This is a genomic window from Parasedimentitalea huanghaiensis (assembly GCF_009753675.1).
In the GTDB taxonomy this organism is placed as follows: domain Bacteria; phylum Pseudomonadota; class Alphaproteobacteria; order Rhodobacterales; family Rhodobacteraceae; genus Parasedimentitalea; species Parasedimentitalea huanghaiensis.
Window position 1 is genome coordinate 274261 of sequence record NZ_WQLV01000005.1, and the last position, 26044, is coordinate 300304.

The following is a 26044-nucleotide window of genomic DNA, read 5'->3' on the forward strand; positions in this document are numbered from 1 at the left end:
GTGTTATTATTCGTTTCATTATCAGGTTGGGTCAAGTTAGCCGTGGATCAGCAGTGATCTTCAGGGGATGAACACATGACAATGGGACTGAACGTAGGCTTTATCGGCCTTGGCAATGTGGGTGCCAAACTGGCGGGTAGCCTGCTCCGCAATGGTGTGGATTTGGTTGCGCATGATTTGAATCCAGATCTTGTGCAGGGTTTTGTTGCTAGAGGTGCAAAGGCAGGTGATTGCGCTGCGGCGCTGATGCGGGATTGTGACGTCGTGATCACCTGTCTTCCCTCGCCAACTGCGTCAGATGCGGTACTGCAGGAAATGTTGCCTGAGGTGACCGAAGGTAAGGTTTGGATGGAGATGTCCACCACCGATGAGGCTGAAGTACGACGTTTGGGGGCCGCAGTGATTGCACGTGGCGGTGCAGCGGTCGAATGCCCGGTTTCGGGCGGGTGTCATCGGGCTGATACCGGCAATATCTCAATCTTTGCGGGCTGCGACCGCCCCACGTTTGAACGTATCTTGCCGCTGCTCATCCTGATGGGGCGTCGTGTGTTGCACACAGGCGAGATAGGAACGGCCAGCATCTTGAAGGTGATGACCAACTATCTCGCCACTGCTAACTTGCTGACACTATCAGAGGCCATGGTGACGATGAAAGCCGCTGGACTGGATATGGCAACCACCTATGAAGCGATCAAGATCAGCTCGGGCACATCGTTCACCCACGAAACGGAAAGCCAGCTGATCCTGTCCGGGGCAAGAGATGTAAATTTCACCATTGATCTGGTACTCAAAGATATCGGATTGTTCCAGGCCATTGCAGATCGCAATGACGTTCCGCTGGAATTGTCCCCTGAAATTATTCGTATCATGAAAGACGGGCAGCAACGTTATGGGGAGCGGGCTCAGTCTGATCGCATTATCGAACGGTTGGAAGAGGTGACCGGGCATAAGGTTCTGGCAGATGGCTTTCCAACTGAACTGATCGACGATGAGCCAGAAGAGGCAGGCTATGAGGTGGTGATCAACCGTGAAGCAGCGCAATAGACTACCCAATTGTGGGGGCTGTTCGTTTTATCCATTTCAAGCTAAACCCAGCGCGCGCCTTTGATCGGCGCGACATGGGGAGTGAATGATGAGCGACGAAATCGTGGCAACGGTAAAGGCCTCCGAAGCACGCCGATATATGGGGGTAGGGATGCTCTCGATGGTCGGCGGACTGGTCATCTATGTGGCGCTATCTACACCACCTTCGATGGCCTGGCTGGTCTTTCTGCTGGTGGTCGGGTCGGCCGCACTCTGGCTGGCGGCGCGAATGTGGCAAGCCACCCAATTTCAGATCGAGCTGACCAAGACTGAACTGCGCTGCACCGATGGCAACGTAATTGCGCGGATTGACGATATTCAGAACATCGACCGGGGGTTCTTTGCGTTCAAACCATCGAATGGATTTCTGATCAAAACCAAAACTCCAGCCAGTCGTATCTGGCGGCCTGGATTGTGGTGGCGTTTCGGTCGACAGATTGGCGTTGGCGGAGTGACACCAGGATCCCAGAGCAAAGCGATGTCGGAAATCCTGGCCGCGATGCTAGCAATGCGCGACCAGGCAGGGGATGGTAAACTTTAGTCTATTGCGTCAACGGCGTCATCATGAGCTCCGCCACTTAGTGTTGACCCTTCAAACACGATTTGTGGGGCAAAACGTGGCCGGGTGAAGACAAAGTTGAAGATTTCCATGCTTGGGAGGCCAATTTGAAAAGCTGTGTCGACGTTGTTTTGCGTTTCAACCAAAATGACCCGTTCTTGGTCTGGCATGGTGGGCAAACTGCTCTCAACATCGCTGATTGTGCCATCCGACCAGGCACTGAGGGCCGTGCCACGTACAACTGACCAGTCAACATAGTAGCGATTATCCTCTTCATCCCAGCGAATGACCGAAACACGCAATGAGATTGCCGAGTCCGAGCGGATGAGAAGCTCAGTCAGTTTATGCATGCTATCAATGTAATCGTTGTTGATGGCATTGGTCTCGCGAGAGATCAGATCTGATACCGTATAGGCGGCCTTCAGGTTTGCACTTTCCTGCTTGAACGCGTCGAAAAAGGTGTAGATCGACGCAAAGATCAACAGCAAAAAGGGAGCGTAGAAGGCAAATTCGACTGAGACCATCCCCTCTGTTTCGCGGCGGAATGCTTTTAGGCGGTTTGTGAAAAGTTTTTTCATGACTACCTCGGTTCCTGAACAAATGCAGAGGAGGCAAACAGGCTAACCCGACCTTCGCCATCTTTGTGCAAGCTGTTTCCCAAGCCCCAGAATGGGAAGATGGGTTCAAATTTCATACAGGCTCGAATGAACATCAGTTCATTGGACTGGCCATTGGTGAATTCGCGCACAGGCAGAACGACTTCGGCCTGATCGATGCAGTCCGGAACCTCGTTGATGCCGGCCCAGTTAAAGGGATCAACCTGAACCATTTCCAAACGCAATGAGGTGCCGCAATCGTCGATGAAACCAGACCGATCGCAGATCGCGTTACGAATACCGTCGTGGGTTTGACCCGTGCCGGTCCCCAGTCTCAGGTCTCTCACAGTTTGGTCCATAGCCCGTTCAAGCATCGTTTGCCGGATCGTAATCAGTCCCAATTCTACTGTGGACAACAGAATTATGATAAAGGCCGGGACCACGAGGGCAAATTCAACCGTGGAGCTGCCGTCTTCGCGGGAGCGAAAGTTGCGGATCGAGTTTTGAATGCGCGTAATCATTGGGTGAGCCTCAGTTGGCGGATCGACGTTGCAATCGAGGCAAACGCCTCCGAGATTTCTAGACCGTCCACGTCAAAGTAGTGGGCGTCCGAGCTGGCACAGTCTTGGAGCACTGCCTGTCCACCGCTGGGGGCCTCAAAGCCAATTGTGTAGACGATTATACCGGCACCTTTGGCTGCGTCGCATATGCTCTTGGTTCGGGCGTTCTTGGTGCTGGTGCCGTAAGAGTCGTAAACACCATAGTACCACTCACTCCTGGCAGAACTGGAACCCATCCAATCGCCGTAGATGTAATTGTAGTTGTACTTCAGAGACGTGTACGCCCAAAGGTCAGCATAGCTAAGTCGCACCGGGTCTCCCGGTTCATCAACACGGCTGTAACAGCTGCTGCTGGTACACAACGATGCCCCTTCGCCAAACGGATGATCTTCCCATTGACCATAGCTATAGTCCGCTCTCCGGTCCCAATAGTATTGATTGTAGGCCGGGACGTAGGTGGAGTACCGCCGCCTGTCTCTGTCAGAGTTATGCGTATAGAATATGTTCGAGTCACCGCGGCGATGGTCATCTTCGATGTAGTACTGTGAGGTATTCTGACCGTCAGTCATCAGCACCACAATTTTGATCGTATCTCCGTCAGTATAGCTGGATGGTCGGGCAGCAAAGTCGACTGGAATAATTGCGTCAGGGCCCGAGGTAAGTGCACTGATCGCAGGCTGAGCACTGGGGTCCAGTAATGTCGTTCCCCATTTCATTCCGATATCGATAGAGGTGTTACCCCAGGCCGAAAGATTGCCAATAAAGGCTTTCAGCGTTGCAGCACTCTTTTCGAAGAGTAACATTTCGCGGCTCTCACGGGGATCGCAGACAGGTTTGTCCACCAATCTAGGTGTCGTATATCTGGTGCGGTAGTCATAACTCGCCCAAGGGCTGAAATGCATCGTGCGTTCCAGCTCGGCGGTGTTTGACAGGACCGTTGTATTATAGTCGGACGATTCAAAGTTAATGCAGCGCGAGTAATTGTGTTCATCTGTGACGTTGTATTGGTTGAACAACTCATCAGGTGCAGACACCTGCGTAGCGTAGGGGATGATCGAAATAGACATCTTACCATCGGTGGTATTGGCCACCATTGTATCGATGAAGTCTTTCGCCGCGACTTTTAGCCGGCTGAGGCGACTGTTTGAGTTCATCGAGCCAGAGACATCCAGCACCAGTGAGATTTCCAACCCATCAATACTTTCTTCAGCCGTCGCAACCGCATTGAGCGGCATAGTGGAAACACCTGTGAAGTTTAGGAATTGTGTGATGAAATCTGTTTCGATTGTGCTTGATACCCGACGGTATCCCAAACCGATTTCCGAGGTTGGTGTCTGGTAATAGTCAGCCATGCCCGATTTGGTCAGGTAGTCGAGAACCACTGCTGCGGGCGTCTGGGTCTGATCCAGATCTGCTGCAGCCAGAACCGCCCGGTCCAGGGTATACTGTAACTGTGTGCGGTCACGTTCCATCCGCATCAGATCGACGCCAATGCCACCCACCGCCAACATCGAAAGAAATGTCGCAATGGTGGGTTTGATCAGGACGCCGTCTTCTTCCCGTGCGTACCGTCGCAAGGCGACCCAACAGGGGCGGGTCATGTTTGTGGATAGGGCAGTTGTTTCGCGAAGGCGCGTTAGCATTTCAATCCTCTCCGGCCCATAAACGGAATTGGGCCCGCATGGATACAGTTGCAATAATTCAAATCGTTAATGCTTGATGAAGATGGCGGAAATGGGGCGCTCATATGGTGTTAATATTCAATTAAGCTATAAAATTAAGGCAATTTTGTGCTGAATTTGATTGGCCTCTTGGTTCGCCGTCTCCTGACGGTTAGGGGGAATGCTGGCGTCGAATCGTCAAAAACAAGATTTTTGGAATGGGAATGGTCAAAAAGGTCGCACTTCTTAAAGAAGTCGTCATAACTTGGTTGTGACAAAGGGAGGCGAGTCGCCTCAAGATCATGGAGAACAGCTAATGAGCAATCTCAACGAACCCAGTTTCCGCGAAAGTGTGGACCTGATGTTCAGCCGGGCAGTCGCCCTGATGGACCTACCACCTGGGTTGGAAGAGAAAATCCGGGTCTGCAACGCCACTTATACCGTGCGCTTTGGTGTGCGCCTGCGCGGTGAGATCCAGACCTTTACCGGATATCGTTCGGTGCACTCCGAACATATGGAGCCGGTCAAAGGCGGTATTCGTTTTGCGATGGGCGTGAACCAGGATGAGGTCGAAGCGCTGGCGGCGCTGATGACTTACAAATGTGCGCTGGTTGAGGCCCCGTTTGGCGGCTCCAAAGGTGGGCTGTGCATTGATCCACGCCAGTATGAAGAACATGAGCTGGAGCGGATTACCCGTCGCTTTGCCTATGAGCTGGCCAAACGAGACCTGATCCATCCCAGCCAGAACGTTCCCGCGCCAGATATGGGCACGGGAGAACGTGAAATGGCATGGATCGCTGACCAATATGCACGCATGAATACAACTGATATCAATGCGCGTGCTTGTGTTACGGGTAAGCCGCTGAATGCTGGCGGCATTGCTGGCCGCGTCGAGGCCACGGGGCGTGGCGTTCAATATGCGCTGCAGGAATTCTTCCGTGATCCGCGTGATATGGAACAGGCTGGCCTGACTGGGTCGCTGGATGGCAAACGGGTCATTGTGCAGGGACTGGGGAATGTGGGCTACCACGCCGCCAAGTTCCTGAGCGAAGAAGACGGCGCAAAGGTCATCGGCATTATTGAATATGATGGTGGCCTTTATGACGCCAACGGTCTGGATGTAGAAGCTGTCCGTCAGTGGATTGGCCAGCACGGAGGCGTTAAGGGTTACCCTGACGCGACCTATTCCGAGGATGGTTCACCACTGCTCGAAGCCGAGTGCGACATCCTGGTGCCCGCCGCACTGGAAGGGGTGATCAACCTCTCCAACGCAGCCCGTATTAAGGCCCCACTGATCATCGAAGCAGCCAACGGTCCTGTGACGGCTGGCGCAGACGAGATCCTGCGGGACAAGGGTATCGTGATAATCCCAGATATGTATGCCAACGCAGGTGGTGTGACGGTGTCCTATTTTGAATGGGTTAAAAACCTGTCGCACATCCGCTTTGGTCGGATGCAACGCCGCCAGGAAGAAGCACGCCATCAGCTGGTTCTGAACGAACTGGAACAGCTGGAAAACGTGATGGAAGGCCGCTGGTCAATGTCACCCGGTTTCCGCCAGAAATATCTGCGTGGTGCGGGTGAGCTGGAACTGGTGCGTTCGGGCCTCGATGACACTATGCGGATTGCATATCAGTCAATGCGTGAAGTTTGGCACAGCCGTGATGATGTCACCGATCTGCGGACCGCTGCCTATCTGGTGTCGATCGGCAAGGTGGCTGCCAGCTACCGCGCCAAAGGACTGTAAACCACCAATCATAAGATTAAGACGGCGCGCTGACATCAGTGCGCCGTTTTACGTTATGATGTCTCTTAGCCCATCTGAGACGCTGAAAGCGGGCTGATGAAATCCAGGGCCAGAAACCTTAGCGGCAGCTAAAATATCACAGCTGTGACCGTCTTTTCCAGATCGGCTCCATTCCTAATCATATTCTTGGGTGTTCTTCAGGCCTTATCGAATGGGGGCATTTGATCAGTGTTGAGCCTGCGCCAGGGGTAAGATTTGGGTGCCGCCAAAGAACGACGCAGGATGTCGCAATCTTCACTAGACAGATCTGCCCAGTGCATGCACTTGTACCGAGACCAGCGGCCGGACCAAAGTGTTTCTTTCAATAGGGGTAGGAGCACGCCGGGAAAGCGGCTAGCAATGCTCTAGCGGGATACGGCAGCCAGTTTGGTGGTGTCCCAATATTTTGAATTTGGAGGTATGCCATGCGGTTTTCAGGCTGGCGCGTGCTCAAGGAAGGGCTGACAGGCAACAAAGGCTGGGCGCCACATTGGCGGGACCCTGAACCGCAGCCTGAATACGATGTGGTAATCATCGGCGGTGGTGGCCATGGGCTGGCCACAGCCTATAATCTGGCCAAAGAACACGGCATTACCAATGTGGCAGTGCTTGAAAAAGGTTATCTTGGCGGCGGCAATGTGGGCCGCAATACCACCATCGTGCGCGCCAATTATTATCTTCCGGGCAACTCTGAATTCTATTCGCACTCACTGAAACAGTGGGAAGGGCTGGAAGAAGAGCTGAACTATAACGTGATGATGTCTCAGCGTGGTCAAATCATGGTGTATCACAACGATGGTCAGCGCGATGCCATGGTGCGGCGCGGCAATGCAATCATCAATCAGGGTGACGATGCGGAATTGTTAAACCGCGAAGCGCTGCGCAAATTGGTGCCAATTCTGAATTACGACAATGCACGTTTTCCAATCATGGGTGGCTTGTTGCAGCGTCGCGCGGGTACGGCCCGGCATGATGCCGTTGCCTGGGGATTTGCCCGCGGCGCTGACCAGCGCGGGGTGGACCTGATCCAGAACTGCGAAGTCACTGGGATCGACGTTGAGAATGGCAAGGTGCGGGGAGTGCAAACCAGCCGTGGGGTCATCCGCGCCAAGAAGGTTGCACTGGCCGCTGCGGGCCGGTCAGGGCAGGTTGCGGCGATGGCAGGGCTGCGATTGCCGATCGAAAGCCACGTTCTGCAGGCCTTTGTCAGTGAAGGCATCAAACCTGTTCTGAACCATGTTGTGTCCTTTGCCGAAGGCCATCTCTATGTCAGCCAGTCCGATAAGGGCGGGTTGGTGTTTGGCAGCTACCTTGATTTCTATAGTTCTTATGCGGCGCGGGGCAACTTGCCGATGGTCGAACACACGATGGAAACCTGCGTTTCAATGGTTCCGGCACTGGCAAAGGCCAAGGTGCTGCGCAGTTGGGGGGGCATCATGGATATGACGCCGGATGGCTCTCCGATCATTGATCATTCGGGGATTGAAGGGCTCTACCTGAATTGTGGTTGGTGCTATGGTGGCTTCAAGGCAATTCCCGGATCCGGCAATGCCTATGCACATCTGATTGCCACGGACCGCCCGCATGGGGCGGCCACCAAATTCAAACTGGACCGGTTCCGCTCGGGGCAGGGGTTGATGGATGAGGAGGGGACCGGTGCGCAACACAACCTGCATTGATCTGATGAACGGCCATCGGCTAAGGGGCTCTGCCCCCTCGGCACAGGGGCCTCACCCCCGGAGTAGTTTTAGCAAAAAGAAGGGGCTTGGCGTATGAGGATTATATGTCCCATTTGCGGCGACCGGGACCGACGTGAATTCTATGTCAAAGGCGCGGCCTTGGCACGACCCGAAGCCAGCGCAACGCTGGAAGACTGGCACGACCATGTGAATCTGCGCGATAACCCCGCAGGTGAAATCAAAGAGCTATGGTATCACGAAATGGGTTGCAGTGCCTGGATCGAAGTCTGCCGCAGTACCGTTAGCCATGAAATTGTGTCTACGCGGTTGGCTTCAACTGCGGATCTGGGGGGCAAACGATGAGGATCGCTGGCAAAGGTCTGTTGCAGGGCGCGAAACCTGTAACCTTCTCGTTCAATGGTCGCCACATGATGGGCTTGGAAGGCGACACCTTGGCCTCGGCCTTGTTGGCGAATGGTGTGCATCTGGTTGGACGCTCGTTCAAGTACCACCGCCCGCGCGGAATTCTGACCGCAGGCAGTGAAGAGCCAAACGCGCTGGTGACCGTTGGGTCGGGTGCGCAGCAGGATCCAAATATCCGTGCCACCCAGCAAGAAATATTCGAAGGATTAGAAGCCCGCAGCCAGAACTGCTGGCCCTCGGTTGAATATGATGTGCAGGCGGTCAACGATTTGGCCGCGCCGTTTTTTGGGGCCGGGTTTTATTACAAGACATTCATGTGGCCCTCAGCCTTCTGGGAAAAAATCTATGAACCCACTATCCGTAAGGCAGCCGGACTAGGGGCATTATCGGGACAGCCGGATCCAGATATTTCGGAAAAAGCCTATGCCTCTTGTGATCTGCTGGTGATTGGCTCTGGCCCTGCGGGGTTGATGGCGGCGCTGGTGGCAGGTCGCGCTGGTGCTGACGTGATTTTGGCCGAAGAAGATGCCAGCATGGGTGGTCGGCTGTTGTCCGAGGTTGAGCAAGTTGACGGTCTGCCCGGAGTGGACTGGGTGGCACAGGTTCTGGCAGAGCTGGGGGACATGGATAATGTCCGTCTGATGCCGCGCACCGCCATTACCGGCGCTTATGATCAGGGCACTTATGGTGCATTGGAACGGGTGGCGCATCATCACTCCCGCCGTGCCGGCCTGCCGCGCGAGTGCTTTTGGCGTATCGTGGCTAAGCGGGCTGTCTTAGCGGCTGGAGCGATAGAGCGCCCCATTGCCTTTGCCAACAACGACCGTCCCGGCATCATGACCGCCAGTGCGGTGCGCAGTTATCTGAACCGTTGGGGCGTCGCACCGGGGCAGCGGGTGACGCTGTTTGCCAACAACGATCAGGCCCATCACACCGCGCGCGACTTGGTGCAGGCAGGGATGCATGTGGCAATGGTGGTGGACAGTCGCCATGATGCCCCGGATAGTGATTTGTTCCCAGTGATGAAGGGCGCTCAGGTCTGTAACACAGGCGGGCGCAAACGCATTGACAGTATCACCGTGCGTTCGGTGGCGGGTGAAGAACGTATCCAGACCGATTGTCTGGCGATGTCCGGCGGCTGGAACCCGACGCTGCACCTGACCTGCCATTTGAACGGCCGCCCCCAGTGGAACCGCGATATCGCCAGCTTTGTGCCAACGCCAGGAACTGTTCCGGGACTGGCCTGCGCCGGGGCTTGCAACGGTGAATTCTCAACCGCTGGCGCGCTGCGTGAAGGGGCTGAGGTCGCCGGGCAGGCCTTGCAGGAGCTCGGGCTGGAGGGTGTTGATGCCACGCTGCCGCAGGCGGGGGATGATGCCTATAACATGACCGCAATATGGGCCGTGCCCGGGAAAGGGCGCGCTTGGCTGGATTTCCAAAATGATGTGACGGTCAAAGATGTGAAGCAGGCCGCGACCGAGAACTTTCGTTCGGTCGAGCATATGAAACGCTACACCACACAAGGTATGGCGACGGATCAGGGCAAGAACTCGAACGTGGCGGCGCTGGCGGTGCTGGCGGATGCAACTGGTCGGGGGATACCGGAAACCGGAACAACAACCTTCCGCCCTCCATTTGTGCCAGTGTCCATGGCGGCCATGGGGGCAGGGGCCGCGGGCATGGGGTTCAAACCACAGCGGTTCCTTACTTCCCATCTGGCCAGCAAGGAACTGGGCGCAGAGCAGATCGAAGTCGGGCTGTGGTACCGCGCCAGTTACTTCCCTGAAGGTGATGAAAGCAACTGGCGGCAATCCTGTGATCGTGAGATTGGGTTGGTGCGTGATCATGTCGGTGTCTGCGATGTCTCCACCCTGGGTAAGATTGATATTCAGGGACCAGACGCGGCCAAACTGCTGGATTTCGTCTATACCAACACCTTCAGCTCCCTGAAGGTTGGCAAGGTCCGTTATGGGTTGATGTTGCGCGAAGATGGTTTTGTCATGGATGATGGCACCACTGCGCGCATGGGCGACCATCACTATGTGATGACCACCACTACGGCGGCCGCAGGGCAGGTGATGGCGCATCTGGAGTTCGTGCGTCAGGCGCTGCGCCCTGAATGGGATGTGCAAATCACCTCGGTGACCGAGCAATGGGCGCAGTTTGCTGTGGCTGGTCCCAAGTCGCGCGAGCTGTTGAACGGTATCTTGAGCGAAAAAATCGACAACGACAGCTGGCCCTTTATGGGCTGCGGGACGGTTGATGTGATGGGGGTGCAGGGGCGGTTGTTCCGGATCTCCTTCTCGGGGGAGATGGCCTATGAACTGGCGGTGCCAGCCCGTTATGGCGATGCGCTGTTTCGTGAATTGGTAAGCCGAGCCAAAGCCCTTGACGGTGGGGCATACGGTATGGAGGCCCTGAATGTCCTGCGCATTGAAAAGGGCTTTCTGACCCATGCTGAGCTGAACGGCACCGTCACCGCCTTTGATCTTGGACTGCAGGGTATGGTGTCGAAAAAGAAAGACTGTATCGGCAAACCGATGTCGGCGCGTCCGGGGCTCATGGCTGAAGATCGCCAGCGGCTGGTGGGGTTGAAACCCGTCGGTGCAGTGAAGCAACTGACCAGCGGTGCTCATCTGTTCAACCCTGATGATCCAGTTGAACGGATCTATGATCAGGGCTATGTCACCTCGGTTGGGTTCTCACCGGCGCTGGGCCATATGATTGGCCTGGCATTCCTTAAATCCGGCCCCGACCGCATCGGTGATACCGTGCGCTTGGTGGATCATCTGCGGGGCATTGATGCGCTCTGCGAGGTGGTCGATCCGGTATTCTTTGACCCGGAAGGAACCCGTGCCCGTGGCTGATCTAATAGCATTGACACCCTGTGACGGAATTCTGCCTGTAACCATAGGCAGCATAAACCTGACCGAAGATGTCCCAGCGGCCATGACCCTGATCGCGCCCTGTGCAGGACAGGAAGAGGCGGTGAGCGCGACGATGGAGGCCGCACACGGCATGGCATTTCCCGCAGTAAACCGCAGCACCGGTAAGGCTGGTGCGCGGGCCATCTGGTTTGGACAGGGGGCAGCGTTGCTGCAAGGACCTGCTGCGACGCAAGAATTGGCGGATATCGCAGCGCTTACCGACCAAAGCGACGCTTGGACCGTGGTGCGGCTGGAGGGTGAATCCGCAGCGGCAGTCTTGGCCCGGTTGGCGCCCGTTGACCTTCGTAGTCACCTTTTCAAAAGAGGACACACCGCACGCTGTGAAGTGTCGCACATGATGGGCTCGATCACTCGGGTGGGGCCAGAGGCGTTTCAGATCATGGTGTTTCGCTCTATGGCCCGTACATTGGTGCATGATTTGAAAACAGCGATGGCGGCGGTGGATGCACGCGGTTAGTCTGTGCGCAACTTATCTGATTCACCGGAGCTGCCCCAATGACGATCCGAACTGCCCTGATCCCCGTTCTGACTGCGGTTGTAATGGCCTCACCTGTCGTCGCCGCTGAAAGCGCCAAGGAAACCTGTGGGTATCAGGCGGACGTGGTGGCGGCGATTCAGCAGGCACGGCTGGACCGTGTCAAAGAACGCGATCTGAGTGATGTGTTGATCACTGATGAAACAAGCTGGCCCGAGAATTACAATGCTGCCATTCCGCTGATCGCGCCCTGGATCTATGATCAGAAAATGAAAGTGATCCGCAATGAGGATCTGGGCGCTGTTTGGAACGAACAGTGTCTGGCGCAGTCCCAGTAAGCCTCTAGCTTTTCTCTGAACGACGTCGCTCCAGACCTGTCTCGGTCTTGGATTTCGCCCTCTATTCTGGCACACTGTTTCTATGTCTTTGCCTCCAGGTTTCCTTGATGAACTGCGCACCCGTGTCAGCCTAAGCCAGGTTGTCGGGCGTAAAGTCATGTGGGATCAGCGTAAATCGAATATGGGTAAGGGCGACATGTGGGCGCCGTGCCCGTTTCACCATGAAAAGTCCGCTAGTTTTCACGTCGATGACCGCAAGGGATTCTATTATTGTTTTGGCTGTCAGGCCAAGGGCGATGCAATTGGATTTGTACAGGAAACCGAAAATGTCGGTTTCATGGAAGCGGTCCAAATCATCGCAACCGAAGCTGGGATGGAAATGCCCGCCCGCGACCCCAAAGCGCAACAGAAACAGGACCGCCGCACATTATTGGTGGATGTGATGGAACAGGCGGTACAATTCTTCCGTCTGCAGCTGAACACTGGTCGGGCGCATGATGCACGGGCTTATCTGGATCGGCGCGGCATGTCGGCCCAATCGCTGGAGCGCTGGGAGATCGGCTTTGCCCCCGATGGCTGGCAGAACTTGTGGGATCATCTGCGTGGTAAAGGTGTTGAGGAAGACCTGATCATTGGCGCCGGTCTGGCGAAACCGTCAACCAAGGGCGGCAAACCTTATGACACCTTCCGCAATCGTATCATGTTCCCAATCCGTGATGCACGGGGGCGGGCCATTGCCTTTGGTGGTCGCGCGATGGATCCAAATGATAATGCCAAATACCTGAACTCTCCCGAAACTGAACTGTTCGACAAGGGCCGCAGTCTTTACAATCACGCACCCGCGCGCACTTCGGCCGGTAAAGGTCAACCGCTACTGGTGGCCGAAGGCTATATGGATGTGATTGCCCTTGCGGATGGCGGGTTCGAAGCAGCAGTGGCCCCACTGGGCACTGCTGTCACAGAAAACCAGTTGATGATGATGTGGCGCATCGCGGATGAGCCGATCATTGCGCTGGACGGTGATACTGCGGGTCTGCGCGCAGCGATGCGGCTGATCGATTTGGCCCTGCCGCTGCTAGAGGCTGGTAAGTCGCTACGCTTTGCCATGATGCCCGAGGGCAAAGACCCTGATGATTTGATCCGTAGTCAGGGGCCGCAGGCCGTACAGGCGCTACTGGATCAGGCGGTCCCAATGGTGCGGCTGCTGTGGCAACGCGAAACTGACGGCAAGGTGTTTGACAGTCCCGAACGCAAGGCCGGGTTGGACAAAAGCCTGCGCGAAAAGATCAAACTGATCCGCGATCCTTCAATCCGTAAACACTATGGCGATGACATCAAGGAAATGCGCTGGGCGTTGTTCCGGGGCAGCCGCAAACCACCGCGGGCAGGGTTTAACCCCAGTGGAGGCTTCAAGGATGGTGCACGCGGGAAATGGAAGCCTGGCAAGCCAGTGCCGCAGCCTCTGGCCAGCACCAAGAGCTCGATGTTAGCCGCTGCTGACGATCAGGCGGCCATTGCAATGCGCGAGGCCGTGATCCTGGCAAGTGCCATTGCCACTCCGGCGGTAATCGTTGAATTCGAAGCCAATTTTGAACGCATGCCCTGCGCGGACCCGGATCATGCCATCCTGCGCGACCTGATCCTGCGCTATGGACTGGGTGCACCGGATCAGCTTCGCGATGAAATACTCTATGCTTTGGGACCGTACGCCCTTGAAAACCTGCATGCGCTTCGCCATGTCGCAATCAGCCCCTGCCTGCGCAAACCCGGCAATCTGGAAATCGCCAGCCTGACGTTAAGTGAAGAATTCGCCAAAATCGAAGCGCGACATGGGTTGGATGCTGAACTTGCCGAGGCAGAGGAGGATCTGTCAGGTCTGGCAGATGAAGCAGTAACCTGGCGTTTGGGGCAGGCTGCCGAAGCCCGAAACAAGGCCGTCCGCAGTGAAAACGAAGACCGCGCTCAATATGACATTGCAGACAACGGCGCGCGTCTGGATAGAGAAGAACGTGACCTCTTAAGTGCGCTAACAGATGGAATCAACTTCTCACGAAAACAGCGCTGAGTCGTTTTGATAAGGAAGTGCTTAAAAAAACCGGGTAAACCGGGTAACGAATCACTCGATTCACGCGAATCACTAACGTGAACCGAATCGCCTTTAGTCCCTGCAGGAGCTTTTAATGGCCGCCAAAGACACCGACGACCGCAAACGTGACGACCAGGAACCGGAAACTTCTCTGGATATGAGTCAGGCCGCCGTCAAAAAGATGATCGCTGAGGCCCGTGAAAAGGGTTACATCACCTACGATCAGCTGAACAAGGTTTTGCCACCCGATCAGGTGGGCTCGGAACAGATCGAAGACGTGATGTCGATGCTTTCGGAAATGGGCATCAACATCATCGAGGACGAGGAAGCCGAAGAGGAAGAGCAAAAAGGCTCGACCGAGCTGGTCACTGCTGAGGGTACCCGTGAAGTTGCTGTAGCTTCTGCTGCGTCTGAGAAACTGGATCGTACCGATGATCCGGTTCGCATGTACCTGCGGGAAATGGGCTCGGTTGAACTGCTCAGCCGCGAGGGCGAAATCGCCATCGCCAAGCGGATCGAAGCTGGCCGCAACACGATGATTGCTGGCTTATGTGAAAGCCCTCTGACCTTTCAGGCGATTACGATCTGGCATGACGAACTTCTGACCGAAGATATTCTGTTGCGCGACGTCATTGATCTGGAAACCACCTTTGGCAATACGATGAATGAGGATGGAACACCTCAGGAACCGGTTGTCGCAAGTACAGCGACAAAAGCTGAAAAGCCTGAAGGCGGGAACCCCGAGCTGGACGCTGATGGCAATGCAATCAGCAACGACGACGACGATGATGATGAAGACGATCAGGCAAACCTGTCTTTGGCTGCGATGGAAGCCGCGCTGAAGGATCAGGTTCTGACCATGTTGGAGCGGATCTCGTCTGACTATGCTGAACTGTCGGAAATGCAGGACAGCCGGATTTCGGCCACCCTGAACGAAGACGGATCTTTTAGCGAAAAGGACGAGGCCAGATATCAGGCCCTGCGGTCTGAAATCGTCGAGTTGGTGAATGAACTTCACCTGCATAACAACCGTATCGACGCGCTGATCGACCAGCTGTACGGCATCAACCGCCGGGTTATGCAGATTGACGGTTCGATGGTGAAACTGGCTGACCAGGCTCGTATCAACCGCCGTGAGTTTGTCGAGGCCTACCGTGGTCGTGAACTGGATCCAAACTGGTTGGCCGAGATGGGCGAAAAGCCGGGTCGCGGCTGGAAAATGTTCATCGAACGCTCAACTGACAAGGTCGAAGAGCTGCGCGCTGATATCGCTCAGGTCGGTCAGTATGTTGGTTTGGACATCTCGGAATTCCGCCGCATCGTTCAGCAGGTTCAAAAGGGCGAAAAAGAAGCCCGCGCTGCCAAGAAAGAAATGGTCGAGGCCAACCTGCGTCTGGTGATCTCGATTGCCAAAAAATACACCAATCGTGGCCTGCAGTTCCTGGATCTCATTCAGGAAGGTAACATCGGCCTGATGAAAGCGGTGGATAAGTTCGAATACCGCCGCGGCTACAAGTTCTCGACCTATGCGACATGGTGGATCCGTCAGGCGATCACCCGCTCGATCGCCGATCAGGCCCGCACCATCCGTATTCCGGTGCATATGATCGAGACCATCAACAAACTGGTCCGCACCGGTCGTCAGATGCTGCACGAAATCGGTCGCGAGCCTACACCGGAAGAACTGGCTGAAAAGCTGCAGATGCCGCTGGAGAAGGTTCGCAAGGTGATGAAGATCGCCAAAGAACCAATTTCACTGGAAACCCCAATTGGCGACGAAGAAGACAGCCAGCTGGGCGATTTCATCGAAGACAAGAACGCGGTTCTACCGCTGGATTCCGCCATTCAGGAGAACCTGAAGGAAACCACCACGCGGGTTCTGTCCTCGCTGACACCGCGCGAAGAACGCGTGTTGCGGATGCGCTTTGGTATCGGCATGAACACCGACCACACGCTGGAAGAAGTCGGCCAGCAGTTCTCGGTGACCCGCGAACGGATCCGTCAGATCGAAGCCAAGGCGCTGCGGAAGCTGAAGCACCCAAGCCGAAGCAGGAAGCTGCGGAGTTTCCTGGATCAGTGATTATGAGGGCGCCCTGTTGGGCGTCCTTTTTTTAGCGAGGATCACATGGGATAGATTTCATATGTGATCTTCACACTTCCGCTTGGGGTTTTGTAGCGGTCTGGTAGTACTTGGCCAACGAGGCCGTGCCCATTCGGCAGTGAAGAATGATGAATGTAATCATTCAACTTCCAAATTGCGTCGCCAGTCTTCCATTCCATTTCGATCTGCGTTTTCTGGGTGGCACCCCATTGAAATTCCGTCATTCTAGTCTCCTGGTTCTGTGCAGCGATATTGCTACAAGGCAATTATAGGACACTTGAGAAGAACACTGCGGCGAATGATTTGATCTTCAGCCCGGCACCGCCGGGCCGTGCCTGACCTTCCTGTCACGCCGCAGGCGTGCTTTCAGCCAGATGAAGGCGCTTTGCACCTCCCCAAGGTCAAGCGCCCTTCAGAGAATACCGCCCGTTCACTTTCCAAGCCCCACCCGATATGTCACCATTCATCAAAAGTATAAGGAGCCTGACATGTCCCTTTTGAAAAAACTCTTTGGCGGGTCTGACGCGGCGGTGCCCAAGGGTCCCGAGCCTGAAATCTACAAGGATTTCACAATTTTCCCCGATCCTATCGCAGAGGATAAAAACTACCGTCTTGCTGCACGGATCGAGAAAGAGATCGATGGCGAGCTGAAGATACACAGGCTCATCCGGGCCGACACGCTCAATACAAGCGAAGCTGCTGGCGAGGCTGCGATCCAGAAAGCAAAACTTGTGATCGACCAGATGGGCGACCGGTTGTTCAACTGAGCCCACTCAACACAGCTCCGCACCACCCAAGGCGTTAACCATTTGCTAACCCGATGCGTTGCTCTGCACTGGTCTCGGACGTAGACTGTTCCCGGTGGTGATGAAAACTCGACTGGGGAATCCGATGTCTGCAAATTCAAATCTTACGACAGCGCTGGGTGTGCTGGATGAAAAGCTGCAGTCGTTGCAGGCTATGACAGAGGCCAACCAGTTCCTGGTCGATGCCTTACGGGAAAAAGAACCAGTGCTAAAAGCCCTCGACGCCGAAGGCGCCCGTGGTTTTCTGCGCCAATCGGCGAGGGCAAGATTTGGCGAAGATGAGAACCATGAAGAGGTTCTGGCTCTGCTCGAACAGATACTCGCACCACGTCAGTCAGCAGATATCATTCCCTTTCCGAGCAGGTGATCCCCGCAGATAGGCCGTCTTTTGCGCCATAAATGGCTGGTTTCACAAATCGACCAGGGTAGGGGTGGCGCAGCACCGTAGCTGTGTTCTATGATGGACCAACGTTATAAGGGTGCCAATTTGGGTGCCGCTAACATTGGTAAACAGATGAAAAGTTTTCTGTCTTTAGTTGCTGTTTTCGCCTTTTCTTTCTCCGGATGTTCCAGCGAAGCCAGCAATTTCAAGCGAACCACATTGGGAGCGCGCGTTTACCCACTAGAGGGCGGTGTATTTGAAGTGGTCCCTCAATCTGGCGGTGGTGGTCCTGACTATTGGTGTGCAGCCTCAGACTATGCCCGCCGCCATCTTGGAGCCGGATGGCAGATGCCAATTTATGTCTATCGGAGCATGGCCCCAGGCGAAGTCGCAGATCGCAGATCAACAGTTTTGTTTACTCTGAATCCCGTTGCGTCTGCTGCGCCGCAAAGTCAGTTTTGGCGGGTTAGTGCCTTCAACGTTGGTGACTCGATGACCGTCCAACAAGGCGACAATCAGTGTAATGTTTTTCCGCGCTGGTATTGATCCGAGCAAAGGCGCTGACGATCTGGTCCCTAACTTGTGACGTGACTATCGGGAGTTGCCGTGCACATATTGTCTAGTGGACTTTGGAGTCATATTGATGAAATCAGTTTTTAAATCTCTTGCCTTAGTTGCTGCTATTGCTGTGGCCCTTCCAACTGCGGCATTGGCCTTTCGCGCTATCAATACACTTGATGTCAATCGTGTAGATGCAAACATTTTCGAAGTCATAGGCCGCCCTGCTGCCATTAAAGACGACTATTGGTGTGGCGCAGGTGACTATCTGCGGCGTGAATTACAACTGCCATGGAATACTAAGATCTATGTGGTCAGTGGTATTGGGCGAAGTGTGACCACAGGCGCCAGATCTGCAGTGCAGTTTACTCTCAACCCGGATGCGCTGGGGATCGAGCCGTACGAAAAAAGTTGGGTCAGCGATGTTCTTACCGTTGGGTATGGGCGAAGTGTCACGGCTGCCTTTCATCATTGTGATCGCCGGATTTTGATCAACTATTGGTTCTGATCAACCGCCTATGCCGCACACTTTGTTTGAAATCAAAACCCATGGAGCCGGCTTGTACGAATTCACCCGGCAACCCGCACAGTGGGTTGCCAGCCAGGCAGATCATTGCGGCCTGTTGACGCTGTTTGTCCAGCACACCTCTTGCTCGCTCTTGATCCAGGAAAATGCTGATCCAGAAGTGCAGGGGGATCTGCAGGCGTTTTTTGGTCGTTTGGTGCCGCCCAGCACCGATCCTTCGATGCATTACCTGCGCCATACCTATGAAGGTCCAGATGATATGCCAGCCCATATCAAGGCGGCGATGATGCCGGTTAGCCTGTCTATTCCAGTCAAAGACGGTCAGCTGATGCTTGGGACCTGGCAGGGCATTTATCTGTTTGAACACCGGACAGCACCACACCTGCGCAAGGTGGTGGCGCACCTGTCATGAGGGCCTTATTTAGCGGTGTGAATATCCCTCTACCCAAATCCTAGCGGCTGTCCTATAACTGTGGATAACTGTACGGAATTACGTACAATTTATAGTCGAATTGGATGAAGGGAACGATTGATGCGCTGTCCGTTTTGCGGAAATGTTGATACCCAAGTCAAAGACTCTCGCCCTGCCGAGGATCATGTAGCGATCCGGCGACGCCGGTTTTGCCCGGCCTGTGGTGGCCGTTTCACCACCTACGAACGGGTTCAACTGCGAGATTTGGTGGTGATCAAATCCAAGGGGAAACGCGAAGATTTTGATCGTGACAAGCTGGAGCGCTCAATCCGGATTTCGATGCAGAAACGCCCGGTTGATCCTGAACGGATTGATCAGATGATCTCGGGTATTGTACGGCGCCTGGAAAGCATGGGCGATACCGACATTCAGTCGAGCCGTATTGGTGAGATCGTGATGGAGGCTCTGGCCCGGATTGACACCGTTGCCTATGTCCGCTTTGCCAGTGTCTACAAAAATTTCCAGGCGGCTGATGATTTTGAGGACTTTGTCCACGAGTTGCGGCCAGATTTGCCGCCAGAAGAGTGAGCGACGCTGACAACAGATACATGGCGCTGGCCCTTAGTTTGGGGCGGCGCGGGCAGGGCTTATGCTGGCCCAACCCGGCGGTGGGCTGTGTTGTTGTTCTGGATGGTCGGATCATTGGACGTGGCTGGACACAGGCGGGGGGGCGCCCACATGCGGAAACCATGGCCTTGTTGCAGGCCGGGGAATTGGCGCAGGGGGCTACCGCTTACGTGACGCTTGAACCCTGTTCGCATCACGGCAAAACGCCACCCTGTGCGCAGGCCCTGATCGATGCAGGCATCACACGGGTTGTGGCGGCAATTGAAGACAGCGATCCAAGGGTTTCGGGGCAAGGGTTTGAGATCCTGCGCCGGGCTGGGATTGATGTTAAAACTGGCGTGATGGCTGAACAGGCCGCGCAGGACCACGCTGGCTTCTTTTTGAAAACCGAGCAAGGGCGCCCCCTGGTTACATTAAAGCTGGCCAGCAGCTTTGATGGCCGTATTGCCACTGCAACCGGTCAAAGCAAATGGATCACCGGCCCCGAAGCACGCCGCGCGACCCATGCCATGCGCGCGCGTCATGATGCGGTGATGGTCGGGGCGGGCACCGCGCGGGCAGACGATCCTTCGTTGACAGTGCGGGATCTGGGGATTGATCAGCAGCCGACCCGTGTCGTGATTTCACGGCATCTGGATCTGCCCCTGCTTAGTCAACTTGCCCGCAGCGCAACAGAGATCCCGCTGTGGCTCTGCCATGGTCCCGGAGCGGATACAGAGCGGCTGCGAGCCTGGGAGGGGTTAGGCGCCCGATTAATCCCCTGTGCGGTGCAGGGAACGCAGCTGGATGCATCTGACATCTTGCAGCAATTGGGTCGGGCTGGGCTGACACGGGTATTCTGCGAAGGCGGCGGTGCGCTTGCAGCCTCTTTGCTGGCCAATGATCTGGTGGATGAACTGGTAGGCTTTACTGCTGGGTTGGGTATCGGTGCTGAAGGTCTGCCAATGATTGGTGCGCTTGGGCTGAGCCGCCTGGAGCAAGCGCCAAAGTTTCAGTTGGTCAGCACACGTCAGATTGGGCAAGACATTGAACACCGTTGGACACGGGCGCTCAAATAGGCTGCAGAAGCCACGAGTGGGCTAACCGCGACAACGGCACCCTAATTAGGATCCTCGTCTGGTTTGGCAGTGTATGCTTGGCTGAATGTATAGGTATGTCAGTCAGATCTCAGATCGCGTTCTTCTTGTTGCGCAGAAATACAATTGCTGCGGCTAAACAGATGCCAATCTCAACGGCGAAGGTCCAATGAAAGACGAAGCTCCAAACCCACCATTCGAATTTTGCTGGGACCTCGACAGCATTGAGATGAAAATCTGAGAAGGGCCTAAGCCAGTAAATTTCTGCTGCAAAACTATCTAGCAGCATGTGAACAAGTAAGCATGTCAGTGCTACCAAAATGTAGCGTCGTATTTGTCCTTGCCCCAGGATCCATGACAGAATCCAAGTTGCAAAGGCAAGGAAGCACCAGAACAATGGCCAGTGAAAGAAATACTCGTGGTGCGCGGTTTGCCGGTTATCGACCAGATAGAACCATAATAAGTCAAAGTCTGGCAAAATTGAGCAAACAAGCCCGACAGCTATCAAACTAGATCTGTTTTTGTGTTTCCTGGCAAGCAGGTTAGCGGTCAAATAGCCCGCTGGAAGATGTGCGATGAACATGATTGAATTAAGCCTCTAACAAGCAAAAATATTTAAAACCATCCCCCTGCTTGGCGGACGCCGACAGCCTGGATGGTCACGGCCATTACCGCCAAATATGTGCGTAGGTGGTCAGCAGGCCCTGCAGCTTGGATAAAATCCGGTTGGCTGCGCCGGGATGTGGGATCTCACCCGTTTGTAACCGTTGAACAGCCACTTCAACCGGGCAGGGCAGGCCAGTGACCGGGTCAAAATAGCGTGGGTAGTCGATGAGCGTCGCATGGACTAACCCCAGCAGTCCGGGGCGGGCTTTGCGGCGTTCAGGGATCTTGCCCAGATCCTGGGTCAACCCCCAGCCTGCATAAAATGGTACCCCCAGCGTGGTGACCTTTACCCCCCGCAGCAGCGCCTCAAACCCCATCAAAGAGGTCATGGTCCAGACCTCGTCCACATGATCAAACAGCGCAGCCGGATCCGCCTTGGTGGCAATGACATCGGCCAGTTCTTTGGCCTCTATCTCGCCGTTGCGTAGGCCTGCCTCAACGTCTGGGTGCGGCTTGTAGATGATCACCGCATCAGGGTTCGCTGTGCGAGTGGTACGCAGTAAATCGAGGTTGCTTTTGACCTTGCCCGCACCGGTCAGGATCGACGCGTCATCTTCGACCTGACCCGGCACCAGAATACGGCGACCAGCGGGCAGCTCCGGACTATCGCCACCCAGATTGTATTTGGACAGACTGGATTGGACCAAACTGCGTAGCAAGTTTTCAGCACGACGTTCCTGCGTTTCGGTCAGGCGGGTGCGTTGGGCAATCAGATCTTCCAGATCACTCGACTGGCTTGGGTCGTAATAGATGCCTTGGCGATCCGTCACCAGCGACAAGGGCGGCACCAGTTCGGCGCCCAGACCGCGTGAGCGCAGAAATCCGTCTTCGACCCGTGTGACACCGATGTGATCCGCAGTGGCTTTGCCCGCCCAGATCATCCAGTTACGGCCGCTGGACTGCGCCTTGTGGACATCCTCGGTGAACAGAACCTTTTTCTCGCGGCCAAACATCTTTTGCATGGGGCGGCGTTTCCACAGCCGCATCCCAGATGCCGCCCAACCGTGGCGATCTTGCCGCCAGGCACCAACTTGAGCTTCAAGATTATCAAGCACGGTCTCCAGCTCACAGAGCTGGTCCTGAAATGGATCATACCAGGTTGGGTACAGAAACATGGTGGCTGCACAAAGCTGTTGCCGGGTAAGGTTTCGCTGGCGGCGTGCCAGTGGGAACTCATCCTGTGTCAGACCCCAGCCTGCATAGAACGGTTGCCCAAAAATACGGGGCTTGTGACCGGCCAGAATGGCTTCGAACCCCATTTGTGACGACACTGTGTAAACGCCGATGGCTCCGTCCAGCAGCTCCCAAGGGGAGACAGGTGCAGAGAGGAGGGTGATACGGTCGTTGGCCTGTTCGGGGCCATAGTGGCCGGGCCGATACCCTTGCTCGGTTTCCGGGTGGGTCTTGATGACAATACGGGCGCCGGGGTTTTCCTCTTGCGCAAAGACCAGCATTTCAAGGAACCGGGCCTTATCCGCGTTACTGGCGCGAACCGAGGCATCGCCGCGCGCCTGATCAACCACCAGTACATACCCGGGTTCGGGGGCTGGAGAGGCAGGATCAAAGGCGTTGTATTTACTCAGCTGCACTTCGGTCAGGCGCGCCACCGCATCACGGGCGCGACGCATCAGGGCGCTGTCATCCAGCGGATGGGTCGCAAGTAGCTGTTCCAGATCTGATGGCGTTGCCGGATCAAAATGAACGCCGGAATGGTCCAGTTGCAGACCTACGGGTGGTTCACCGGCGCGTCCGGGGTGGATGGACCGTAAAAAGGCGTCTTCAACCCTTAGCAGCCCCACCTCGCGTCTTTTGGCGACGGTCCGTCCACGGTGGGCGGTAGGGGAATTGCCCCAGATGCCAACCAGATCTTCAGGGTCGGGTAGTCCGAGCCGGATATCATAACCCGCTAGTTTCAGGATTCGGCGCAGTCGTTTTTGCCTGACGAATCCGCCGTTATAAACAAACAACCGGGAGCGTTTGCCCCCGGCCTGATGTCTGTCGTCAAGACGGGTCATCGGTGTTAGCCGCCGAACAGAGTATTGACGTTTGCCAGTGGCGTCAGTGGTGCGGCTAGCAGCGAGATGGTCTTGGTCCACTGCGCATATGGAGCCTCGGTTACATAGAGCGTGTCATCGTCGCGAATGACAAAGTCACGGGCGATGAACAACCCGTTGGGTTGGGTCAGGTTTAACACATAGACCATGCGCTGTGCCCCCTCCAGATCATCACGGCCCAGGACCTGACCTGCAATTTCGGCTGGTTCATTGCGGAACACAAATACGCCAGTGGGATCAGAGGCGGTGGAGATCAGGCCGCCGACCTGGGCAATTGCCTCAAGGGCTGACAGATCCTGGCTTTCAAACCGAACACGGGCTTGCGCACTGGTTGCCCCCAATGCAGTGAAGGCACGGGTGTCTTCTTCGACCAGAATCCGGTCGCCACCGCGCAGTGCAATGTCCAGCTCTGGGTGATCATACAAATCTTGGAACCAGATTTTGCCGCTTTCATTGCCACGGATCACTGTGACCTGAGCGATATCTGGTTGGATCGCCACACCGCCAGCGTTGGCCAGCATGGTGGCCAGTGTCCGGGTCGGACGTTCGATTGGGTAGACGCCCTGTGCACCAACGGCACCAATCAGGCTGACGGTTGAGCCATCACCGGCCAGACGACGCACCTGCACCTGTGGGTCCGGGGTCTGGTCTTCCAGCTTGGTGGTGATGGTTTCACGCAATTGATCCGGCGTATTGCCCGATGCACGCACGCGGCCTGCATAAGGCACAAAGATAAATCCGGCACTGTCGACCTGGACTTCTTCCAGAACTGTTGAATTTGTGGCTTCGCCGGCCAGCAGCCCGTCATCAACGTTTTCCCAGATCGTTAGACCCAGGACATCGCCAGGGCGAATAGTGTCTGATGTCAGCTGCCCGGCAGATTGGAACCCATTGGAAAAGCCAAGGGCAGGGACCACAGCTGTGGCGCGGGTCACCCGATCATTTACTGATACAATAAAGGCATCACCCTCTTTTTGCACCGATCCGGCAAAAATTTCACGCTTGTTGGGGCCAACTTTGGGCAGACTGCACGAGGCAGCAAGCGCAAGCGCGGCCAGCATAGCGATGGGGCGTGCCCACCGAAAGGGAACGGAATTCACTGCTCGGTCTCCTCGACCTATTATTGTTCTGCCTCAGGTCTTTTTTTGCCAAACTAGCGTAATGCGGAACAAAAATCCAGTGCTGCAACTGTTTCGGTCTAGTTCACCGCGTGTAACTGTTGCCGCGGGGCCGCGGTGCCTGATCGCAAGGCGTCGTAAGGATCGTCGCCACTTAGCATCATATCGACCACCTGACGCATCAGTTGGCGGCGTCCTTTGCGCGAATAGAAACCACCCGGTAACTGCGAGGTTTCCAGCAAATACCGGCGATAATCCTTGTAAGCGCGGTTGTCTGGGCGCGACGCCGCAGCAAAGAAATCTGGGAGGGCCTGGGTCGAAACAAACTGTGGCTTGGCATAGACAGCCTGTCCAAACACCTTCAACGGAATGCCGCGCCACAAGACCTGCTGACCTGCGGTCGAATTCACCGTCACTGCGGTTCGGGCTTCGTTTAGAAGCTGTGCCAGCTTGCCTCCCCGCACATAGTGAACCCTGTCAGAAAGGCCCTGTTCGCGCGCCAACCGTTTGACCTCGCGGCGTAGCGGCACCCGTCCGTCTTCCAGCGGATGGGCTTTGACCACCAGATGATGATGCCGCGGGGCGCCTTTGGCAAAGCCCTCGATGATTTCGCTCAAAAACTCGTTCATGGTGGAAAACGGTGAGTGTTTCTGGAACGAGCTGTCATGCTCGAGTTGCAGCAGGGCAAGATGATAGGGGAAGCCACCGCTGCGGATGCGCCAGGTGGCAAGGCGGCGCTGGACCGCCAGTACAGGCATCAACAGCAGGCGTTTCAGATAGAGTTGAAATTCTTTGGTCACAGGGATGGACCGATGAGGCTTGAAATTGCGGTAGTCACCGTTTCTGAACATCACAAACCAGTGGTATAGTGCCCCGTAGAAAACGTGTTGGCGCATGTCACCCCAATGCGACGGCGGCAGTGGAGCCTCCATATCCGACAGTTCCAGTGCCTGCTGCATGTCTTCGATCGACATGTTCATCAGCTTTGAATTGCCGTTTGAACCGTCCCGTTCGTAGGTGACCCAATAAGGGCGCAAGTAGCCTTCTTCAAAGACATGTACGCGAATGCCGCGGGCCTTGGCCTGCTCAACAGCCTGCGCATGAATGGGGCGCGTGTCGCCGTAGAGCACGATATCGGTGACTTGACGGTCTTCGAACAGATCTTCTAGCGTCTGTACCCAGTCTTCTGGGGTGCCACGAAAAGGGATGTAGCTGGCTGGATGAAACCAAAAAGCGCGATCCCCGGCATTAAACCCGACCCGCCAGACATCACATCCGGCAGCGCGCAACATTTTTCCAAGCGCATTAAAAAACGGCCCGTGTGGTCCCTGCAGGAACAAAAAAACGCGGTTGGTGTCGCATGGTGTCGGCATATTGGCACTCATATTAGCCCTGCGGAATAACACAATGGTTAACGCATCACTGCGGCGAAACTAAGTCCGGGGCGGGGCGGTTGGCAAGTGGAGGATGATCTGGGCTTGTGCAGCTGTGGCGCACTGACTACCTGTTTCGAATATAGTTTCA

The 26044-nt window shown here is 55.4% G+C and carries 25 protein-coding genes; 17 read left to right on the forward strand and 8 right to left on the reverse strand.

All coding sequences use genetic code 11. The features are described 5' to 3' along the window. Positions 1-87: 87 nt before the first annotated feature. Together GO984_RS10425 and GO984_RS10430 are read left to right on the forward strand one after the other, a co-directional pair. The gene (locus GO984_RS10425) at positions 88-1044 is read left to right on the forward strand and encodes an NAD(P)-dependent oxidoreductase (protein ID WP_157022572.1); all 957 of its coding nucleotides are present in this window, start codon (positions 88-90) and stop codon (positions 1042-1044) included. A gap of 88 nt (positions 1045-1132) precedes the next feature. Beyond that, a complete protein-coding gene (locus GO984_RS10430) occupies positions 1133-1624 on the forward strand; it encodes a hypothetical protein (protein WP_209279398.1) in 492 nt (163 codons plus the stop codon). Here the strand turns inward: GO984_RS10430 and GO984_RS10435 are convergent. The 3 genes from GO984_RS10435 to GO984_RS10445 are packed head-to-tail and all read right to left on the reverse strand — an operon-like array spanning position 1621 to position 4399. Next, complete coding sequence (locus GO984_RS10435) at positions 1621-2220, reverse strand: TadE/TadG family type IV pilus assembly protein (RefSeq protein ID WP_157022474.1); 600 nt, start codon at positions 2218-2220, stop codon at positions 1621-1623. The two genes, GO984_RS10430 and GO984_RS10435, sit on opposite strands and share 4 nt — an antisense overlap. A 2-nt stretch (positions 2221-2222) precedes the next feature. Then, on the reverse strand, positions 2223-2759 hold the full coding sequence (locus GO984_RS10440) for a TadE/TadG family type IV pilus assembly protein (RefSeq protein WP_157022475.1): 537 nt from the start codon (positions 2757-2759) through the stop codon (positions 2223-2225). Then, positions 2756-4399 carry a TadE/TadG family type IV pilus assembly protein gene (locus GO984_RS10445; RefSeq protein WP_245231071.1) on the reverse strand — a complete coding sequence of 548 codons (1644 nt, stop codon included), beginning with the start codon at positions 4397-4399 and terminating at the stop codon, positions 2756-2758. Before GO984_RS10445 ends, GO984_RS10440 begins: the two co-directional genes overlap by 4 nt. A gap of 376 nt (positions 4400-4775) precedes the next feature. Here GO984_RS10445 and GO984_RS10450 point away from each other — a divergent pair, with 376 nt between their 5' ends. The 8 genes from GO984_RS10450 to rpoD all read left to right on the forward strand — a co-directional run bounded on the left by GO984_RS10450 (position 4776) and on the right by rpoD (position 16274). Further along, positions 4776-6206, forward strand: coding sequence for a Glu/Leu/Phe/Val family dehydrogenase (locus GO984_RS10450; protein WP_157022477.1), 1431 nt, complete (start codon positions 4776-4778; stop codon positions 6204-6206). 464 nt (positions 6207-6670) lie between these two features. Beyond that, the gene (locus GO984_RS10455; RefSeq protein ID WP_157022478.1) at positions 6671-7924 is read left to right on the forward strand and encodes a sarcosine oxidase subunit beta family protein; all 1254 of its coding nucleotides are present in this window, start codon (positions 6671-6673) and stop codon (positions 7922-7924) included. A 93-nt stretch (positions 7925-8017) separates the two neighbouring features. Then, positions 8018-8287, forward strand: a complete 270-nt coding sequence (locus tag GO984_RS10460; RefSeq protein ID WP_157022479.1) for a sarcosine oxidase subunit delta — start codon at positions 8018-8020, stop codon at positions 8285-8287. After that, complete coding sequence (locus GO984_RS10465; protein WP_157022480.1) at positions 8284-11214, forward strand: sarcosine oxidase subunit alpha family protein; 2931 nt, start codon at positions 8284-8286, stop codon at positions 11212-11214. Before GO984_RS10460 ends, GO984_RS10465 begins: the two co-directional genes overlap by 4 nt. After that, a complete protein-coding gene (locus GO984_RS10470) occupies positions 11207-11752 on the forward strand; it encodes a sarcosine oxidase subunit gamma (protein ID WP_342448075.1) in 546 nt (181 codons plus the stop codon). The genes GO984_RS10465 and GO984_RS10470 overlap by 8 nt, the downstream gene beginning before the upstream one ends. 38 nt (positions 11753-11790) lie before the next feature. Continuing rightward, complete coding sequence (locus tag GO984_RS10475) at positions 11791-12108, forward strand: hypothetical protein (protein ID WP_138162236.1); 318 nt, start codon at positions 11791-11793, stop codon at positions 12106-12108. An 82-nt stretch (positions 12109-12190) separates the two neighbouring features. Next, entirely contained in the window at positions 12191-14173 is a 1983-nt protein-coding gene (gene dnaG, locus GO984_RS10480) for a DNA primase (RefSeq protein ID WP_157022482.1), read from the forward strand. Between the two features lie 115 nt (positions 14174-14288). Next, a complete protein-coding gene (gene rpoD / locus GO984_RS10485) occupies positions 14289-16274 on the forward strand; it encodes an RNA polymerase sigma factor RpoD (RefSeq protein WP_157022483.1) in 1986 nt (661 codons plus the stop codon). A 41-nt stretch (positions 16275-16315) separates the two neighbouring features. Here rpoD and GO984_RS10490 read toward each other — a convergent pair whose 3' ends face one another. Further along, positions 16316-16519: a hypothetical protein gene (locus GO984_RS10490; RefSeq protein WP_157022484.1), complete on the reverse strand. Its 204-nt coding sequence runs from the start codon at positions 16517-16519 to the stop codon at positions 16316-16318. A 264-nt stretch (positions 16520-16783) separates the two neighbouring features. Between GO984_RS10490 and GO984_RS10495 the strand changes: the two genes are divergently transcribed. The 7 genes from GO984_RS10495 to ribD all read left to right on the forward strand — a co-directional run bounded on the left by GO984_RS10495 (position 16784) and on the right by ribD (position 20664). Then, entirely contained in the window at positions 16784-17062 is a 279-nt protein-coding gene (locus tag GO984_RS10495; RefSeq protein ID WP_157022485.1) for an HlyU family transcriptional regulator, read from the forward strand. Between the two features lie 124 nt (positions 17063-17186). Beyond that, complete coding sequence (locus tag GO984_RS10500; RefSeq protein WP_157022486.1) at positions 17187-17468, forward strand: hypothetical protein; 282 nt, start codon at positions 17187-17189, stop codon at positions 17466-17468. Positions 17469-17558: 90 nt separating this feature from the next. Next, the gene (locus GO984_RS10505; RefSeq protein ID WP_167740292.1) at positions 17559-18029 is read left to right on the forward strand and encodes a hypothetical protein; all 471 of its coding nucleotides are present in this window, start codon (positions 17559-17561) and stop codon (positions 18027-18029) included. A gap of 97 nt (positions 18030-18126) precedes the next feature. Continuing rightward, positions 18127-18549, forward strand: a complete 423-nt coding sequence (locus GO984_RS10510; RefSeq protein WP_157022488.1) for a hypothetical protein — start codon at positions 18127-18129, stop codon at positions 18547-18549. 10 nt (positions 18550-18559) lie between these two features. After that, positions 18560-18979: a secondary thiamine-phosphate synthase enzyme YjbQ gene (locus GO984_RS10515; RefSeq protein ID WP_157022489.1), complete on the forward strand. Its 420-nt coding sequence runs from the start codon at positions 18560-18562 to the stop codon at positions 18977-18979. Positions 18980-19099: 120 nt separating this feature from the next. Beyond that, entirely contained in the window at positions 19100-19567 is a 468-nt protein-coding gene (gene nrdR / locus GO984_RS10520; RefSeq protein ID WP_157022490.1) for a transcriptional regulator NrdR, read from the forward strand. Further along, positions 19564-20664, forward strand: a complete 1101-nt coding sequence (gene ribD / locus GO984_RS10525) for a bifunctional diaminohydroxyphosphoribosylaminopyrimidine deaminase/5-amino-6-(5-phosphoribosylamino)uracil reductase RibD (RefSeq protein WP_342448076.1) — start codon at positions 19564-19566, stop codon at positions 20662-20664. The genes nrdR and ribD overlap by 4 nt, the downstream gene beginning before the upstream one ends. A gap of 109 nt (positions 20665-20773) precedes the next feature. Here ribD and GO984_RS10530 read toward each other — a convergent pair whose 3' ends face one another. From GO984_RS10530 to GO984_RS10545, 4 genes are all read right to left on the reverse strand, one after another. After that, a complete protein-coding gene (locus GO984_RS10530; RefSeq protein ID WP_157022491.1) occupies positions 20774-21265 on the reverse strand; it encodes a metal-dependent hydrolase in 492 nt (163 codons plus the stop codon). Between the two features lie 85 nt (positions 21266-21350). Next, positions 21351-23363, reverse strand: a complete 2013-nt coding sequence (locus tag GO984_RS10535; protein ID WP_157022492.1) for a capsular polysaccharide biosynthesis protein — start codon at positions 23361-23363, stop codon at positions 21351-21353. 5 nt (positions 23364-23368) lie between these two features. Continuing rightward, a complete protein-coding gene (locus GO984_RS10540; RefSeq protein ID WP_158980629.1) occupies positions 23369-24502 on the reverse strand; it encodes a polysaccharide biosynthesis/export family protein in 1134 nt (377 codons plus the stop codon). A 98-nt stretch (positions 24503-24600) separates the two neighbouring features. Next, the gene (locus tag GO984_RS10545; RefSeq protein ID WP_157022493.1) at positions 24601-25893 is read right to left on the reverse strand and encodes a capsule biosynthesis protein; all 1293 of its coding nucleotides are present in this window, start codon (positions 25891-25893) and stop codon (positions 24601-24603) included. Positions 25894-26044 lie beyond the last annotated feature (151 nt).

What these genes read in the sequence shown, in the direction of transcription:
- GO984_RS10530 (WP_157022491.1), bottom strand. Translation starts at nt 21,265, where the DNA reads ATGTTCATCGCACATCTTCCAGCGGGCTATTTGACCGCTAACCTGCTT.
- GO984_RS10435 (WP_157022474.1), bottom strand. Translation starts at nt 2,220, where the DNA reads ATGAAAAAACTTTTCACAAACCGCCTAAAAGCATTCCGCCGCGAAACA.
- GO984_RS10440 (WP_157022475.1), bottom strand. Translation starts at nt 2,759, where the DNA reads ATGATTACGCGCATTCAAAACTCGATCCGCAACTTTCGCTCCCGCGAA.
- GO984_RS10495 (WP_157022485.1), top strand. Translation starts at nt 16,784, where the DNA reads ATGTCCCTTTTGAAAAAACTCTTTGGCGGGTCTGACGCGGCGGTGCCC.
- nrdR (WP_157022490.1), top strand. Translation starts at nt 19,100, where the DNA reads ATGCGCTGTCCGTTTTGCGGAAATGTTGATACCCAAGTCAAAGACTCT.
- GO984_RS10505 (WP_167740292.1), top strand. Translation starts at nt 17,559, where the DNA reads ATGATGGACCAACGTTATAAGGGTGCCAATTTGGGTGCCGCTAACATT.
- GO984_RS10515 (WP_157022489.1), top strand. Translation starts at nt 18,560, where the DNA reads ATGCCGCACACTTTGTTTGAAATCAAAACCCATGGAGCCGGCTTGTAC.
- rpoD (WP_157022483.1), top strand. Translation starts at nt 14,289, where the DNA reads ATGGCCGCCAAAGACACCGACGACCGCAAACGTGACGACCAGGAACCG.
- GO984_RS10445 (WP_245231071.1), bottom strand. Translation starts at nt 4,399, where the DNA reads ATGACCCGCCCCTGTTGGGTCGCCTTGCGACGGTACGCACGGGAAGAA.
- GO984_RS10475 (WP_138162236.1), top strand. Translation starts at nt 11,791, where the DNA reads ATGACGATCCGAACTGCCCTGATCCCCGTTCTGACTGCGGTTGTAATG.
- GO984_RS10455 (WP_157022478.1), top strand. Translation starts at nt 6,671, where the DNA reads ATGCGGTTTTCAGGCTGGCGCGTGCTCAAGGAAGGGCTGACAGGCAAC.
- GO984_RS10465 (WP_157022480.1), top strand. Translation starts at nt 8,284, where the DNA reads ATGAGGATCGCTGGCAAAGGTCTGTTGCAGGGCGCGAAACCTGTAACC.
- GO984_RS10545 (WP_157022493.1), bottom strand. Translation starts at nt 25,893, where the DNA reads ATGCCGACACCATGCGACACCAACCGCGTTTTTTTGTTCCTGCAGGGA.
- dnaG (WP_157022482.1), top strand. Translation starts at nt 12,191, where the DNA reads ATGTCTTTGCCTCCAGGTTTCCTTGATGAACTGCGCACCCGTGTCAGC.
- GO984_RS10430 (WP_209279398.1), top strand. Translation starts at nt 1,133, where the DNA reads ATGAGCGACGAAATCGTGGCAACGGTAAAGGCCTCCGAAGCACGCCGA.
- GO984_RS10510 (WP_157022488.1), top strand. Translation starts at nt 18,127, where the DNA reads ATGAAATCAGTTTTTAAATCTCTTGCCTTAGTTGCTGCTATTGCTGTG.
- GO984_RS10460 (WP_157022479.1), top strand. Translation starts at nt 8,018, where the DNA reads ATGAGGATTATATGTCCCATTTGCGGCGACCGGGACCGACGTGAATTC.
- GO984_RS10500 (WP_157022486.1), top strand. Translation starts at nt 17,187, where the DNA reads ATGTCTGCAAATTCAAATCTTACGACAGCGCTGGGTGTGCTGGATGAA.
- GO984_RS10490 (WP_157022484.1), bottom strand. Translation starts at nt 16,519, where the DNA reads ATGACGGAATTTCAATGGGGTGCCACCCAGAAAACGCAGATCGAAATG.
- GO984_RS10450 (WP_157022477.1), top strand. Translation starts at nt 4,776, where the DNA reads ATGAGCAATCTCAACGAACCCAGTTTCCGCGAAAGTGTGGACCTGATG.
- GO984_RS10535 (WP_157022492.1), bottom strand. Translation starts at nt 23,363, where the DNA reads ATGACCCGTCTTGACGACAGACATCAGGCCGGGGGCAAACGCTCCCGG.